Below are 14,469 nucleotides of genomic sequence, written 5' to 3'. Positions count from 1 at the left end.
TCGAGCCCAAGGTCGGAGACGAAGCGAGCTCGCCCTTGGAGCTCCCCGAGCTCCTTCGTGACTCGGGCCCGCAACCGGCTGCGGAAGTCCGGCTGATCGACCGTTCGCTCGACGAACACGATCTCCGAGAAGAGTTCCCGGTCGAGGTACTTGCGAAGGCTTCGTGCGAGAAGCCCAACCATCTCGAGCTCGCGTTCGTCACAGGGCACGACCAGCGACACCTGATCTCGTATCGCGCCTGCAGGCGCCAGCCTCACCCGGTGACCAGTCGCACGGCCCTCCGTACGACGGATCCAAGACGGACCACGGTCAACGGTTGGCGCGTCGTGGGACGGCGCACCCGGAACGAGTCGGTCCTGCCGGCGGGAGGAACCAGATGCGGACCGTCCAGGAAGAGCTGCCGGTCGACGACGGTCCCGTCGGTCTCGATGGACACCCAGACGTGCCAGGGCCCCTCGTCGGCCACACGGGACGACGCGAGCTGAATCGTGTGCACCCCCGTGGCCTTCTCCGAGACACTCACCGTCACGCTGCGCCCGGCCTGGGCATGCTCAGCGCGGGCACCCGTCACCTCGGCGCCCGCTGGCGGGGCCTCTATGACGATCGTCGCCACCCCGCCCTGGACCGCCACACCCTTGACCACAGGTGACGCCGTGGATCGTTCGACGGCAGCCCGCACGAGCGCACTGCTGTCGCCGTCAAGAAGGACGGCGTGCAGCTCGGCGAGCTTCTCGGACGGCGGCTTGCGGGTAATGGCCGGCCGAACGTTGGCGAACACCTCGCGCACCCTGCCGGCCAGGTCTGCTATCTCCTCACCCCTGGGGCTCGCCGCATCGAGCGGGACGAGTAGCAGCTCGGTGTACAGCTCGGACATCGCATCACCACTGACGTCATCCAGGGCGATCAATTTCGCAAGGACTTCCAGGTGGCGCTCGAGGTAGTCCGGGGAGACCAGGTCGGGCCGCTGACGGAATCCGCTCAGCAGAGAGACCGCGTCGTGTCGGTGCCCACCGGCGACGAGAGACAGCACACCCTGTTTCTCAGCCCTGATGCGATCCCAGCTCCGGTCCCGCCGGGAGGAGATGAACTCCGCGATGAGACTTTCGACCTCGGACGAGGGCTCGCCACCTTCGGCCAGGTACGTGATGTATCGCTCTGCTTGAACCCAGGTGTCCGAGTCCAGCAGCATCCCCCAGTACACCGCGTTGAGTGTCTCGTCCCCCTGAGCATCGATGAGTGCTTTGCACTTCCGCTCCTCGCTGAGGTAGCTGATCGAGCCAACGGTGGATCCGGCCTGCGACGTCATCGAGCCGGTTCCGGGCCGCTCACGGTAGAGGTAGACGACGTCCGGAAGGATCGTGATGTTGCGGGCGCCCGTGAGGGCAAGCGTCATCGGCACGATGTCGTTGGATCGCGGAACAGTGGGAAAACGGATCGCTTCTCGCTCCCAGAACTCCCGCGCCAGCAGCCTGTTCCAGCAGGCACGGTTCCGGATCAGGTCAGGAACCTCGAGCAGCGTCACGTTCTCACGACGCTCGTTGAAGAGCTTCCAGCGCGCGGTGGGACTCCACGTGTACGACGCGGAGAACTTGAGGAAGTTCGCCACCACCATCTCGGCACGGGTCAGGCGCGCTGCCTGGAACATCCGAAGAATTCCATCCGGTGCGACCAGGTCGTCGGCGTCGCAGAACATGAGGTATGCCCCGCGGGCAAGCCGGGCTCCCTGGTTCCGCGCTTGGCCGCCGCCACGACCTTCCGCCGCGACCACACGAACCCTCGAGTCGGTGGCAGCGATCCCTGCCGCCCGCTCGTAGGTCTCGTCGGAGGAATGGTCATCGATGACGATGACCTCGAGGCGGATCCGTTCCTCGCCGAGGATGCTGCGCAAGCACTCTTCGATCCAGGGAGCGACATCATGGGCGGGAAGGACGACACTGACGTCCGGTGCGCTGGTCTCGTTGTCTGACACTGCTGCTTCCTCCGGACAGGGTCCAGCCGTCAATGTACTCATCGGTGCTGACCCGTCATGATCTCGAGGTACTCACGGGACATGTCGAACGGCGTCCGCGCCCGTGCGAAGCTCATGGCCGCTGCGGCAGCACCGACCTCCTGCGGGATCTGCGTCAGTAGAGCTTTCGCAAGGCCGGCAGGGCCATGCTCCCGGTCGAACAATGCCACCCACGGTTCGCTGCCGAACAACCTGCGGAACTGCGGTTCATCGGGCAGCACACATGGAGTACCGAACGTCGCCGCCAGATAGGCACTTCCCGAGTTGAGGACGCGCGCATAGGGCAGAGCTACGACATCGCTCGCACGGAACCACGTCTGCAGCTCGTCGTCGGGGACGAACCCCGGGCTCCACCGGACGTCGGCCGCACATCGTGCGATCGCGTTGCGCAGCTCATCGACCTCCTCGGCCGGCGTCTTCCCGGCGATGAGGACCGTCACGGGCTCGCCGAGCTCGGCGAGCTCGTCAGCGGCGTCCAGCAGAGTGGAGATGCCCTTGTAGGGCCGTGCCTGACCGACGAAGCCCACCACCCGGGCATCCGGGGCGATCTCAAGGGCTGTCCGCGCGGCATCGCGCGTGATCGCATCCGGATAGACGCCGAGGTAGGACGAGTGCTCGAGCAGCCTGCACTTCTCCGGCGGGATGGCGTAGTGAGGCGCCGTCACTGACACCGTCGCCTCGTTCAGCACGAACACGATCTCCGCGCGCTCGGCCAGGAAGGCCGAGACAGCTACCTCGTGCTCGTACATCGACGAATCGTGCGACACGACGTTGTGCACCGTCCAGAAGAGCCGCACCCCACTGGACAGCAACACGTCGAGGAGGTCACAGAAGGCCTCCGCACACAGCCTGCCCTCGTCGTCGCCAACGGCTTCGGTGAAGACCGGTGCGAGCCAATGGACGTGGAGGACGTCGCCGTGCCCCAGGCCACGCGCCGCGGACTGGAGCTCGAGCACGCTCCTCGGCGTCGAAACCTCCCACCCGGCGGATCGCGGCGCAAGGTAGAGCTGATTGATGTACGGGTTCGACGACCAGCCGGGAAAGGCCACGGCCTTGCGGCTCATGCGTTCACCATTCGTTCCTCGTTGCCCTGTCTCAGGGCGTCGGTGCTGACAGCGATCACACGTTCGCCGTCTTCGTCGAGAATTCGGAGCAGGACCTCGTCGGTCATGCCCAGGTCGGCATGCGTGAGCAAGATGTTGAGCTCGAGAACCGTCTGGCCATGATTGACCGCGAAGAGAAGGATCGGTTCGACCACGACGGACGTACCTCCGACTTCCAGGACCGCCTCGGTCGCCGACCCGACCGCCCGGATCAGGGAGACCTCAAGGGTCACGAGAGACGTGTCGCCAAGCTCCCGCCAAGCCAGCAGCCGGGCTGATTCCGTCGGCCCGCCCGCGCCCACCATGGCGGCAAGGGCTGAGACGTCGGCGTTCCCGTCGATCGCCAGCACCAGGTCTCGCACCCGTTCCGTGAAATCCGGTCTGGGTACATCGGGCAGTACCAGGGACCGCACGTCCCGAAGGGTCTGAGCCGTGGCGGTGGATGGGTCACGTGCGTCCAACGCGCCTTCGGCCAGGTCTGCGAAGTCCCGCGAGAGCTCGACGACGTCGGCGCCACCGGAGACACGACTGCGCCACAGATCGACGGCGAGCTGGGAGGGCGAGAACGGCCGGCTCGTGGGAAGAGGCTGCGTCGTTGCCGTCCACAGGTCCCAGGGGAACGCCGCAAGCAGCTCTTCCAGGTCAAGGTTCGGCGCCTCATGGCCCCCGAGCGCCACGGCCGAGTCCACATCGTCAGCGATGGCGGTTCGGGGGCGCCCGGTCCCGATCAGGTAGTCGAGCAGCTCGAAGTCGACGCCGCCATCGTTGGCGCGTCCGACGAACCGCGCCGGCACACCATAGGCATCGGCAACCGCGATCCCCGGCACGGTGGTACTGACCACGAACTGCGCATGAGCGATGGCGCTCAGCATCTGCCAGTGCGGGGTGGTCGGCCCCAGCGCGACGAACCCGCTGGAGGCAGCCTGCTCCAGGAGCTCGCTGGTGTCGGCATCCTCTACGCCGTAGCAGAAGATCTTGAGCCCTACGGAACCAGGAACGCGAGGGACCTCAGGGAGCAGCCGACCGAGGAGCAGGATCGGGTCGCCGTACGTCTCAGGGACGCTCTGGCCGCGCAAGACCAGCTCGGCAGCACTCCACGGCCCGCGGACGGCCCTGATGTCGAGCTCTGCAGCATGCTCACCGTCGCCGAGGTCGCTCCGAGCCACCCCAGCTCCCCACACGGTGCTACCCGAGGAGGCGAGGGCAAGGCGTGAACCCGCACCGAGAAGCCGCTTCGACCCCATCGCGCCGGTCGCACTCGACCGGCCGGCGCCGGCCAGGACGAGCTCGACCACCGAGAGACCGAGCAGGTCGCCGAAACCACCCACAGCTACTTCAACCCCGTCACCGTTCAACCGCAGCTGCATCCCATGTGCAACCTCTACGCCGAACATGTCTCGGAGCCCGAGACGTTCGAAAGTCTTCACTGGATTCTTCCTGACGAGTTGCTCCGGGCACGAGCCACAAAGACTAGTGGGTCACACCCATGAATTTTCCTGCGTGTCACGATCGATCGCTTCGATGTAATCGCTGGCCTGGCGGGCGCCGTTCGGCGTCGCTCGCCGGCGTATCGCCTGCGTGATCTCGGCGCGGCGCTCCGCATCCACGAGCTCCCGCACCGCATCGGGGAGCCCGGCAGCTCCGTCAGCGAGAACTCCCCATCCGCCGTCGTGCATCGCCCGCGCCCGGGCGACCTGGTCGTCCGTCAACGTCGTCGCGCTGGGAAGGTAGATCCCAGGGGTCGACGTGTGGAGGTTCTCGTGGACCGAGTTGTAGCCAGCGCCCGTGATGGTGAACGACCATGCGGCCGAGAAGTCCACGAGCGGGAACCGCGCGTCGATCGCCTTCGCTCCCGCGGGCACGGCCGCAGTCATGAGCGGCGACCTGACGACGACAGGAGTCACGTCTCGCGCGCTGTCGCGGACCGCATCGAGAGCGCGTCCCATGGCCTCTCCGGAGCCGTTGCCGCCGGACACCTGAACGAGGGCGTGCTCCCTGCCGGGATCGAGCCCGAGACGTTCCAGGGCCTCACCCCGCTCGAACCGCCCGTCGGAGGCGAGAGAGATGGGGTCGCACCAGGCGGCGTCACGGAACGACGTCGGCGCTGACAGCTCGTCCTCGGCGACGTCACGTGGCGTGACAACGCTCGTCACGTGCTCGCTCCAGCTCTCGACCTGGGTCAGGTCCACACCCTGTCGCCACAGCCCTCGGCGTAGCCACACCAGCGGGATGTCTGCCAGCTCGGCGACATCGGTGAGCGCCGGGTACACCCACGTCCCGTCGAACACGATCGTCGAAGGCTCGAGCTCGGAGACCTCTTCCAGCAACCGGCGCATGAACTGTCGGTGCCATCGCTCGGCTCCGCGACTGCTGTGTGACTGGCTCGGAAAGTAACGCACGTCCAGACCCGACGAGGCGACAAGATCAGCAGCCGTCGAGAGGGTGAGGATCCGCCCGGAACCATGACGCATGACGGCGGCGCAGCGGGCGATGTGGCCCATCCCGCCACCGTTGCTCGTCACGAACAGCACGGACGAAGGCCGTGCCGGAGATGCTGAGTCCACGGGGGCGCGTCGCTCGAGCCACAGTGCGCCGGACGTGGTCGCGCCGAGCTGTCGTGTCACGCGCTCGATCCGGCCGAGGGCCTGCTCCTGGATGTACTCATGCCGCGAAGCATCCTTCCGGCTCTTCTGCAGCTCGTTCCGGCTCTTCTGCAGCGTGCTCTCGATCTGGTCCATCCGTCGCGCCAGGTGGACAGCCGCCCACCCGACGCAGGTCATCACCAAGATCCCGAACAGAACGAGAACCACGGCAAAGCCCGCGACGAGCCCTACCGAGCCGGACAGCTGAGGGATCAGTCCGAGCAGCAGAAGCGCCGCAAACAGCAGCAAAAGCACCGATACCGCTGCCGAAATCACCAACAACCCGCGAATATGAGCCCGCAGCAAGCGCGGCAACCCCCGGAGACCCAGTCGATCGCCCATCCGGCTAGCCCACCCGCGCCTGAGGCCGGTTCGCCGTCATCCCTCGTGTGTCCACCAGGCGCTTCGTCGCGAGCTGCTCCGACAGCCCACGGAACGCCGTGTGGTCCACGAGCAGCAGCTGGACGTCCCCCACCTCGAGCGCCTCCTCCGCCTCGACGAGCCGCACGTTGTCGAACGTCTCGAGCTCGGCCGGCAGCGTGTCGACGTGCGGCTCGACCACGAGCACCGTCGCCTGCGGGAACGTCGCCGCCAGGTCGCGGACGATCTCGATCGCCGGCGACTCGCGCAGGTCGTCGATGTTCGGCTTGAACGCCAGCCCGTAGGCGGCGACGACCGGGCTCTCGATCCCCGCGACCGCGTCGAGCACCTTGTGCAGCACCCAGCGCGGCTTGCTGTCGTTCACCTCGCGTGCGGTCCGGATCAGCCGCGCCTCGTCCGGCGCCGCGTCGACGATGAACCACGGGTCCACGGCGATGCAGTGTCCGCCGACGCCGGGGCCGGGCTGCAGGATGTTGACCCGCGGGTGGTGGTTCGCGAGCCGGATGAGCTCCCAGACGTCGATGCCGAGACGGTCGGCGACCAGGGAGAGCTCGTTGGCGAAGGCGATGTTCACGTCGCGGAACGAGTTCTCGACGAGCTTGGCCGTCTCGGCGGTCACGGCGTCGGTCTGCAGGATCTCGCCCTGGCAGAACACCTGGTACAGCTCGCTGGCCCGCAGCGCGGCCTCGGGCGTGATCCCGCCCACGATCCGGTCGTTGGTCACCAGCTCGACCATGATCCGGCCCGGCAGCACACGCTCCGGGCAGTGCGCGAAGTAGACCACCGGCCGCCCGTCAGCGCCGTCCACGCTCAGGTCGGGCCGTGCGGCGAGGATCCAGTCCGCCATGCGCCGCGTCGTTCCCGGCGGCGAGGTCGACTCGAGGATGACCAGCTCACCGCCGCGCAGCACGGGCGCGAGCGCCTCGGCGGCCGCCTTGATGTACGACAGGTCCGGCTTGTGGTCACCGATGAACGGCGTGGGCACGGCGACGATGTACGCCTCGGCCGGCACGGGCGCCAAGGCGGCGCGCAGCTTGCCGGAGGACACGGCCTCGGACACGTACCCGGCCAGGTCCGGCTCCACGAAGGGCACCTGACCCCGGTTGACGGCGTCGACCGTGCTCGGGCTGACGTCCACGCCCGTGACCGCCACGCCCTGCGCGGCCAGGATCGCCGCGGTCGGGAGCCCGATGTACCCCAGCCCGATCACGCCGACAGTGCTGATCCCCATGTTTCCTCGCCTCAGAAGATGACGTGCGTCGCCGCACGCCCGTAGTGCCTGACCTCGCCGCTCGCAAGCAGCTCGGCATCTGTCACGTCCCAGGAGTGCCCGCCGACGGCGGACCGCACCTGGACGAAGTTGAACCGGTCGGCGGAGTAGATGACCCCGCCGGCCGTCGTGACGTCCTCGAGGAACGCCGTGTCCTCGCCGCGAGCCAGCTCGCGGAAGCGCACGTCGGTGGCGACCGCGCGCGCGGCGACGATCGTCGGCCCCATCACGCGGTCGGTGTACCGGTGCTCACGGTCCGAGAACCGCATGATCGTCGCGTCCGGCCCTTCGAGGTACATGTAGTGCGCCTGCTTGCCGACCACGTCCGCGCCCGAGTAGGTCAGGGCGTACAGCTGGTCCGACAGGTACTGCGGGCCGTACAGGTCGTCGTCGTCGATCTTGGCCACGACGTCGCCGTCCGCGGCGTCCAGCAGCAGGTTCAGACAGGCGCCCAGCGGCACGTCGGACGGCGCCGAAAGCAGCTCGAGCGTCTCGACGCCGGCTTCCTTCGCGCGTGCCCGCAGGTCGGCGTCGTCCGCCTCGAAGCCGTGCGTCAGCAGGGCGACCTGGAGGTCCACACCCTGCTGGGCCCCGAGCGCGGCCAGGACATGGTCGAGCTGGTGCGGGCGGTTCGTCGAGACCAGGGCCGTCACCCGGGGGCGCGGCACTGCCGGCGAGTCGGCAAGGCCCACGTCGTGCAGCACCCGCTGGGACCGCGCGGCGTAGGTGTGCTCGCGCCAGATGCGGCGCTGCCCCTTGTGCACTACCCGGTCGCGCAGCTCCGGAGAGCGCACCAGCGCGCGGATGGTGTGCGCCGCGTGCTCGCGCGTGGCCGCCACGAAGACCTCGTCGGCGGGGAAGTACTCTCCCACCGCGGCGCTCGGCGTGGAGACGACCGGCGTGCCGCTCGCCGTGATCTCGAAGATCCGGCGCGCGCACATCGACGGCGAGCCGACCACCGAGTTCACGTTGAGGAATACCTTGTACTCGCGGTAGGCGGTCAGCATGCGGTCGTAGTCCAGCGAGCCGACGACGCGACCGTCCAGCGGCGCGGGGAACTGGTACTTCTGGTCCTTGCCGCGGAACCGGCTGAAGATCTCCAGGCCGTGCTCCATCCTTGGCGACGCTTCCAGCGCGGCACCGAGAAGCAGATCCATCTGCTCGCGTCGCTCGGGGTACTTGTGCGCGAAGTACATGCCGGCGAACGCGACGTCGCGTTCCGGACCTCTGCCGTGCAGCCGGACGGGGTTGTGGATCTCCGGCTGCGCGGCGAACTCCAGCACGCCCACCCGCTCGTGCCCGAGGGCCTCTACATAGGCGGGCACGCGGTCGACGTCGGTCGTGTAGACGCGGTCGAACAACCGGGCGGTGTCGAGGAAGTCCTCGAAGTGGACCGGGTCCTCCTTGTTCCAGAAGACCGTCGGCACCCCTGCGGCACGGCAGGCCTCGACGAGAGAGACGAACGCCGGGCGCGGGGCCGACGTGCCGGTCAGGTGGTACTGCCAGGCGCCGTCGTTGCCGTTCCAGGCCGACTCCACGAAGAGCAGGTCCAGGCCCGCGGCGAGCTCGTCACGCCAGGTTGCCGGCGTCAGTGCCACCTGGTTCCACTCGGGCGCGAACGCCAGCCGCGAGAAGTCGTCGAGGACGACGCCGACGCGCAGGTCCCGCCGGCCGGGCGCGACAGCTCCCGTGGCCCCCAGGCCGGACGTGGGGCGGGCGGGCCACGGGTCGAACGTCAGACCGTCCTTGGTCCGTCGTGCTCCACCGGTCTGGGCGGCCATCGGCACCCGCTGCCTACGGAGATAGGTCCGCAGCTGGGCGGGTCCTCCGTGCCGGAAGTGCCACAGCGCGCGACGAAGCCTGCCCACCATGCCCGGCGCGCGATCCTTCACGGCAAGAATGTCCCTGTCTGCTTGAGAGGCTGCTTGCATGCAACAAGCCAGAAAGAGCACCCTGCCAGGCGCTAGATGAAGGTGCCGGAAGCCCAGGATGCGCCATTGGTGGCCTCATGCTACAAGCCAAGTCCGCCCAGATCACCGATAGCGGGCGTGCGGCACCCAGGTTCACCCGGGCAACTGTCGGGCAGCTCTTGGAGCGCTCCCTGGGCATCCTGGCACGCCAGGATCCGGCGTCAGCGGACGCGCTCGATGCCCCCGGCCTTCTCGTCGAGCGAGATCCGGTAGCCGAAGTAGGCGACGGCGCCGTTGGCGCAGAGGAGCACCACGGCGCCGGCTACGACTGCCGCGACGAATCCCTTGCCACGCCGAGCGCGGCGCGCGGGGTTTGGCGCGGGGTTTGGCGCGGGGTCGGGAGGCTCGGGCCGGGTGAGGGTGCCTGTGCCGCCATGGGTTTCATGCATACCCATGTAACTACAGGCTGCGCGGCCTCTGTCGCATCAATATCGGCGGGAGATCACCCCCGGTTCACCCTCGCCTACCCCGGTATGAGACCGGTTGGCCGGCCCTCGAGAGACCCGGGCGTGGGAGGATCCGGCACATGCGCGGAATCATTCTCGCCGGCGGCTCAGGCACTCGCCTGCACCCGATCACCCAGGGCATCAGCAAGCAGCTCGTCCCGGTCTACGACAAGCCGATGATCTACTACCCGCTGTCCACCCTGATCCTGGCGGGGATCCGCGACATCCTGGTCATCACGACACCGCACGACGCCGACCAGTTCGAGCGGCTCCTCGGCGACGGCTCGCAGTTCGGCGTCTCGATCAGCTACACGACGCAGCCCTCACCGGACGGGCTCGCACAGGCCTTCGTGCTCGGCGCCGAGTTCATCGGCGACGACTCGGTAGCGCTCGTGCTCGGCGACAACATCTTCTACGGCCCCGGTCTGGGCCACCAGCTCACCCGCTTCGCCGACATCGACGGCGGAGCCGTCTTCGCCTATCGCGTCGCAGACCCGACCGCGTACGGCGTCGTCGAGTTCGACGCCGACGGCAAGGCGCTGTCCCTGGAGGAGAAGCCGGTACGGCCGAAGTCCAGCTATGCGGTGCCCGGCCTGTACTTCTACGACAACGACGTCGTCGCCGTCGCCGAAGGGCTGAAGCCGTCGGCTCGCGGCGAGTACGAGATCACCGACGTCAACGCCGAGTATTTGCGCCAGGGGCGGCTCCAGGTCGAGGTGCTCCCCCGTGGCACCGCCTGGCTCGACACCGGGACGTTCGACTCGCTGCTGGAGGCCTCCGACTACGTCCGCACCATCGAACGACGGCAGGGCCTGAAGATCGGCGCCCCGGAGGAGGTCGCCTGGCGGCGTGGCTTCCTGTCCGACGACGAGCTGCGCGCCCGCGCGGAGAAGCTCACCAAGTCCGGCTACGGCAGCTACCTGCTGGGCCTGCTGGACGAGCAGTCCTGAGGCCTGGCCGCTCGCAGATCGAACAGCCGAGACAAGTCGGGCACGTCAGCCCGGACGCTTCTGAAGCACCAGATTGACCCAAGGGGTTGACCGGAGGACCGCAGGCCCTTCGGAACACCAGAGCACCTCAAATCCGGCATTTTCCGTCTCGACCCGCAGTTCGCTTGCCGGCCAATACGAAAAGTACCGAGATCCGGGCAAATGATCGCTCTGGACCATTGCGTGCTGACATACGGCCGCGGATTTGGTGTTAAATCCCAGCTTCCCTCCCGGCACGAGGGCGTCGTGAACACTATCCAACACTTTTCGCAACTGCCCGTTCGTCATGTGACAGAACACTGAGTTAGCGAACACAACGTGTTGCGGCCCAGGAAATCGGTCGTTCAGAACGTCAAACTTCAGCGCGCTGATACCCTGCTCTTCAAATCTTCTGATAAACGCGTCAGCGATCTCCGATCGTTGGACGGCAAATCCCAATGACTCGAGATAAGAAGCGTCGCGACCCGTACCAGACCCGATCTCAAATATGGGTACATCGCACGACACTCCGGCGATCAGGACGTCGAGCCATTCCTGCATTCCACCGGTCACGCTGCCCGGAATCGAGAAGGCGTATTCTCGGGCGAATTTTTCGTAGTAGGACTTTATGCTCTGCGCCACGAGGATGTCGTCTGATACATCACCGTGCGCTTGCAATTCACCATTATTGGCCGTAGGCTCAGCCGGGTCAAAGGGTGGCACCATGTCATGGACAAGGCGGTTTCTCATGGTCCGTCAGCTCCGAATACTTGACTGCGATTTCTGCGCCTCTACCAATACTGACCCGCAATCCCCCGTCCATCAATTCGCGAATCGCATCGTCGCCGCGTGCGGAAAACTGCTCGTGGTTGCAGACCGCGCGCCGATGGCAGTAGGTCACCTACTCTTAGTGACACGAGAGCATCACACGGGATTTGCTTCTTTTGTCGCCAGCGAATCTAGCGCGCCAGCAATTATACGCCACTTCACACACTGGTACCGGCAGACGTTCGGCACTTGCACAGTGATCGAGCACGGCTCAGGAAACACCGCTTCAATGGCGGGCCCCTGTATAGATCATGCCCATTGGCACTTGCTTCCGTACAACAATGAACTGAAGCTGATCATCGGCGCAGACTATGGCAGATCCATGAGGCCGGTCACACTGCCTGAGCTCGCCCGGGACTACGCCTGCAGCGACTATCTGTTCTATTGGGACACCGACGGCGCGCACGTGGCACCCCTTGAGGCCGCTACACGTTTTCCCCAGTATGCGCGCAGCGTCGTGGCACGCTACCTCGAGCCAGCGGCGGAGCCGTATGAGTGGGACTGGGCGCTCCGGGCAGACGACGATGTCCTCATACGCACTCTGGCGGCGGTCAAGAATGCCGTAGCCATAAAATCCGACCCGCCTGACAGTTCACACCTGTCCGGCCCATAACGCACTTCGCATCCGATCCCAGTTATCGTTCCCACCTTGAGTAGGCCATCGATCCAAGCACTCCTGTAGCGAGAGCGAATGCGACATTTGCGATGAATGATACCGACATAGCACCACTCTCGCCTGTAGCCACCCGCCAGGACCAGAACGCGACCGTCACTAGCCCAAGAAATACGACAACGCGGTGCGTTCGCCCTGCTCGCATCACCCGGAAGACGGCGCGCCTACGTGGTCCCGACGACGACTCAAGAGCAAGATATTCAACAAAGAATTGGTCCACGAGGCCGATATCGACGATACCGACTCGTTCGGTGAGCGACGATCGAAGCCCGCCATCCGTCTCAACGGCGCGACACAATCGACGAGCAAGGCCATCCAGATGCGTCCGCGCCTTCACAGCCGATCCTGATAGCAGCAAGGCAATTCCGGTGATCACCTGAACCGGGAATGTCACATGGTGGTTCCGCTGCTCGCCTGGCTTCGGCACCCAGTAGTGAACTTCTTCGTACGCAATCAACTTCGATTGTTCACGTCGAAACCAGTTCCGCAGCACAGTCGCTCCGTGCCGCATCGCATCGGCGCTTTCAACCCCAATACCCATCCCCTGAAGTCTCGCAAGTGCGATCACCGAAAAGCTCAGTTCGAGGATGCTAAGTGAACCGTCATCAAGGATACGGGAAACGAGCCAGGACGCTGGCCCCGCCAGCGATGTCTCATCCACGTCATGAACGCTGGCAAGTGCGATCAGCGCTTGGGCAGTGGCAAGCGCGCTCGGCGCCTCTGGCTCTCCAGGTACCGCATGGTGCCCCCAACCCTGCCCGTCAATGACACCGGCCAGCAAGCATCGATAAGCTTCTGTATCGCGCGTCAGGTCATAATGTGCGGCACCTAGAGCGCCAACAATCGCGCTCGCTTTATGTGTAATTAGCAGGTCAGACACATCAAACTCTGCAGCAGAGGGCTTCGTTACTCCGGGGAGTAGACGAACCGTGCTAGTCATGTCTCGACTACGGGACGCGAGCACAGCCACTGCTGCAGATGTGCCGTAGATGCCGGTCTGGAGGGCTCGCGCTGGCGCGTCCGCGAATTGGCCCCACACCATGACGCGCTCTGGCGTGAGCCGGGCGGCCGCAGTGATCGACTCTCCTAATCGCCGCCGGGCCGCACTGACCTGTTCGTTCAGGTCTGCACTGTGTCCGCGGGCCGAATCCGACACGCCACCACACCTCGCTCCGTCTAGCGGACACTTGAGGTTATTTTAGCAGAGAGCGGACATTATCAGCCTGTACTTAGTGGTTGGCTGCTGAGTGCGTAACCGAGGAGAAGGTCAGGCCAGAACCGTGGGCGCAGCCGCGTTCCAGCGTTCGGCCCAGTCGCCGATCGGTTCGACGCCGACCTCGTGGAGCTGGTCGTGGCCGAGCACCGAGTACGCGGGCCGCGGCGCGGGCAGCTGGTAAGCGGCACTCGTCGTGGCGTCGACGGGGGTGGGGTGCCCGGACGCCGCCACCACCTGGCGCGCGAAGCCGCACCAGGTCACCTGCCCCGACGACGTGCCGTGGTAGATCCCGCCCGGGACCCGGGCGGCCACCAGCCGCACGATCAGGTCCGCGAGGTCGGCGGTCCACGTGGGCTGCCCCGTCTGGTCGTCCACGACGCTGAGCCGGTCTCGCTCGCCGGCGGCACGCGCGATGGTCTTCGGGAAGCAGCGTCCGCCGGCCCCGTACAGCCAGGCGGTCCGGACCACCAAGGCGTCGGCCGACTCCGCGCGGACCGCCCACTCACCGGCGGCCTTGGTACGTCCGTACGCGGAGCGCGGTGACACGGGCGCGGCCTCCAGGTAGGGCTCGGTCCCGTCGCCGTCGAACACGTAGTCCGTCGACACGTGGACCAGGCGAGCGCCGGCCGCCGCAGCGGCCCGGGCGAGGTTGGCGGCGCCCGTCCCGTTGATTGCGAAGGCCTGCGCCTCGTGCGTCTCGGCGTCGTCCACGGCCGTCCAGGCGGCGCAGTTGACGACTACGTCGTAGCCCTCGACCGCGGCCCGCGCCATCGCGGCGTCGGTGACGTCCAGGTCGGACCGCCGTAGCCCCGTCACGTGGTGCCCCACCGCCTCCGCGATCGCCACCATGTCCTGGCCGAGCATGCCTGCCGCCCCGAAGACCACCCACCGCTGCGTCGTGCTGTGTCCGCTGGTCACCCTAGGATCCTAACCAGGGTCCGCCGGGCCTCTGCCGACCCCCCGA

11 protein-coding genes are annotated in these 14,469 nt (G+C 66.6%); 1 reads left to right on the top strand and 10 read right to left on the bottom strand.

Annotation, left to right across the window (positions count from 1 at the left end):
• Window positions 1-253 precede the first annotated feature (253 nt).
• The 7 genes from ACQEVI_RS17900 to ACQEVI_RS17870 form a co-directional block, all read right to left on the bottom strand.
• Window positions 254-1,969, bottom strand: coding sequence for a glycosyltransferase family 2 protein (locus ACQEVI_RS17900; protein ID WP_432901230.1), 1,716 nt, complete (start codon window positions 1,967-1,969; stop codon window positions 254-256).
• Between the two features lie 38 nt (window positions 1,970-2,007).
• Window positions 2,008-3,072 (bottom strand): glycosyltransferase family 4 protein, encoded by a 1,065-nt coding sequence (locus ACQEVI_RS17895; RefSeq protein ID WP_432901228.1) that lies wholly within the window; start codon window positions 3,070-3,072, stop codon window positions 2,008-2,010.
• A complete protein-coding gene (locus tag ACQEVI_RS17890; protein ID WP_432901227.1) occupies window positions 3,069-3,983 on the bottom strand; it encodes a hypothetical protein in 915 nt (304 codons plus the stop codon). The genes ACQEVI_RS17895 and ACQEVI_RS17890 overlap by 4 nt, the downstream gene beginning before the upstream one ends.
• 606 nt (window positions 3,984-4,589) lie before the next feature.
• Window positions 4,590-5,849: a hypothetical protein gene (locus ACQEVI_RS17885; RefSeq protein WP_432901225.1), complete on the bottom strand. Its 1,260-nt coding sequence runs from the start codon at window positions 5,847-5,849 to the stop codon at window positions 4,590-4,592.
• 250 nt (window positions 5,850-6,099) lie between these two features.
• Window positions 6,100-7,365: a UDP-N-acetyl-D-mannosamine dehydrogenase gene (wecC, locus tag ACQEVI_RS17880; protein WP_432901224.1), complete on the bottom strand. Its 1,266-nt coding sequence runs from the start codon at window positions 7,363-7,365 to the stop codon at window positions 6,100-6,102.
• Between the two features lie 11 nt (window positions 7,366-7,376).
• Window positions 7,377-9,296 (bottom strand): glycosyltransferase family protein, encoded by a 1,920-nt coding sequence (locus tag ACQEVI_RS17875; RefSeq protein WP_432901222.1) that lies wholly within the window; start codon window positions 9,294-9,296, stop codon window positions 7,377-7,379.
• A gap of 239 nt (window positions 9,297-9,535) precedes the next feature.
• Window positions 9,536-9,769, bottom strand: a complete 234-nt coding sequence (locus tag ACQEVI_RS17870; RefSeq protein WP_432901220.1) for a hypothetical protein — start codon at window positions 9,767-9,769, stop codon at window positions 9,536-9,538.
• Window positions 9,770-9,900: 131 nt separating this feature from the next.
• Between ACQEVI_RS17870 and rfbA the strand changes: the two genes are divergently transcribed.
• On the top strand, window positions 9,901-10,770 hold the full coding sequence (gene rfbA, locus ACQEVI_RS17865) for a glucose-1-phosphate thymidylyltransferase RfbA (protein ID WP_432901218.1): 870 nt from the start codon (window positions 9,901-9,903) through the stop codon (window positions 10,768-10,770).
• 45 nt (window positions 10,771-10,815) lie between these two features.
• Here the strand turns inward: rfbA and ACQEVI_RS17860 are convergent, their stop codons facing one another.
• From ACQEVI_RS17860 to rfbD, 3 genes are all read right to left on the bottom strand, one after another.
• A complete protein-coding gene (locus ACQEVI_RS17860; protein ID WP_432901216.1) occupies window positions 10,816-11,538 on the bottom strand; it encodes a class I SAM-dependent methyltransferase in 723 nt (240 codons plus the stop codon).
• A 713-nt stretch (window positions 11,539-12,251) separates the two neighbouring features.
• Window positions 12,252-13,445, bottom strand: coding sequence for a hypothetical protein (locus tag ACQEVI_RS17855; RefSeq protein ID WP_432901214.1), 1,194 nt, complete (start codon window positions 13,443-13,445; stop codon window positions 12,252-12,254).
• A gap of 111 nt (window positions 13,446-13,556) precedes the next feature.
• A complete protein-coding gene (rfbD, locus tag ACQEVI_RS17850) occupies window positions 13,557-14,423 on the bottom strand; it encodes a dTDP-4-dehydrorhamnose reductase (protein ID WP_432901212.1) in 867 nt (288 codons plus the stop codon).
• Between the last annotated feature and the right edge of the window lie 46 nt (window positions 14,424-14,469).

It is taken from the genome of Promicromonospora sp. CA-289599 (assembly GCF_050936155.1).
Taxonomy (GTDB): Bacteria; Actinomycetota; Actinomycetes; order Actinomycetales; family Cellulomonadaceae; genus Promicromonospora.
This window is presented reverse-complemented; position numbering and strand designations above follow the sequence as displayed.

Coding starts and splice junctions, on each gene's coding strand:
- ACQEVI_RS17895 (WP_432901228.1), bottom strand. CDS start 3,072: ATGAGCCGCAAGGCCGTGGCCTTTCCCGGCTGGTCGTCGAACCCGTAC.
- ACQEVI_RS17870 (WP_432901220.1), bottom strand. CDS start 9,769: ATGGGTATGCATGAAACCCATGGCGGCACAGGCACCCTCACCCGGCCC.
- ACQEVI_RS17885 (WP_432901225.1), bottom strand. CDS start 5,849: ATGGACCAGATCGAGAGCACGCTGCAGAAGAGCCGGAACGAGCTGCAG.
- wecC (WP_432901224.1), bottom strand. CDS start 7,365: ATGGGGATCAGCACTGTCGGCGTGATCGGGCTGGGGTACATCGGGCTC.
- ACQEVI_RS17860 (WP_432901216.1), bottom strand. CDS start 11,538: ATGAGAAACCGCCTTGTCCATGACATGGTGCCACCCTTTGACCCGGCT.
- rfbA (WP_432901218.1), top strand. CDS start 9,901: ATGCGCGGAATCATTCTCGCCGGCGGCTCAGGCACTCGCCTGCACCCG.
- ACQEVI_RS17890 (WP_432901227.1), bottom strand. CDS start 3,983: ATGCTGAGCGCCATCGCTCATGCGCAGTTCGTGGTCAGTACCACCGTG.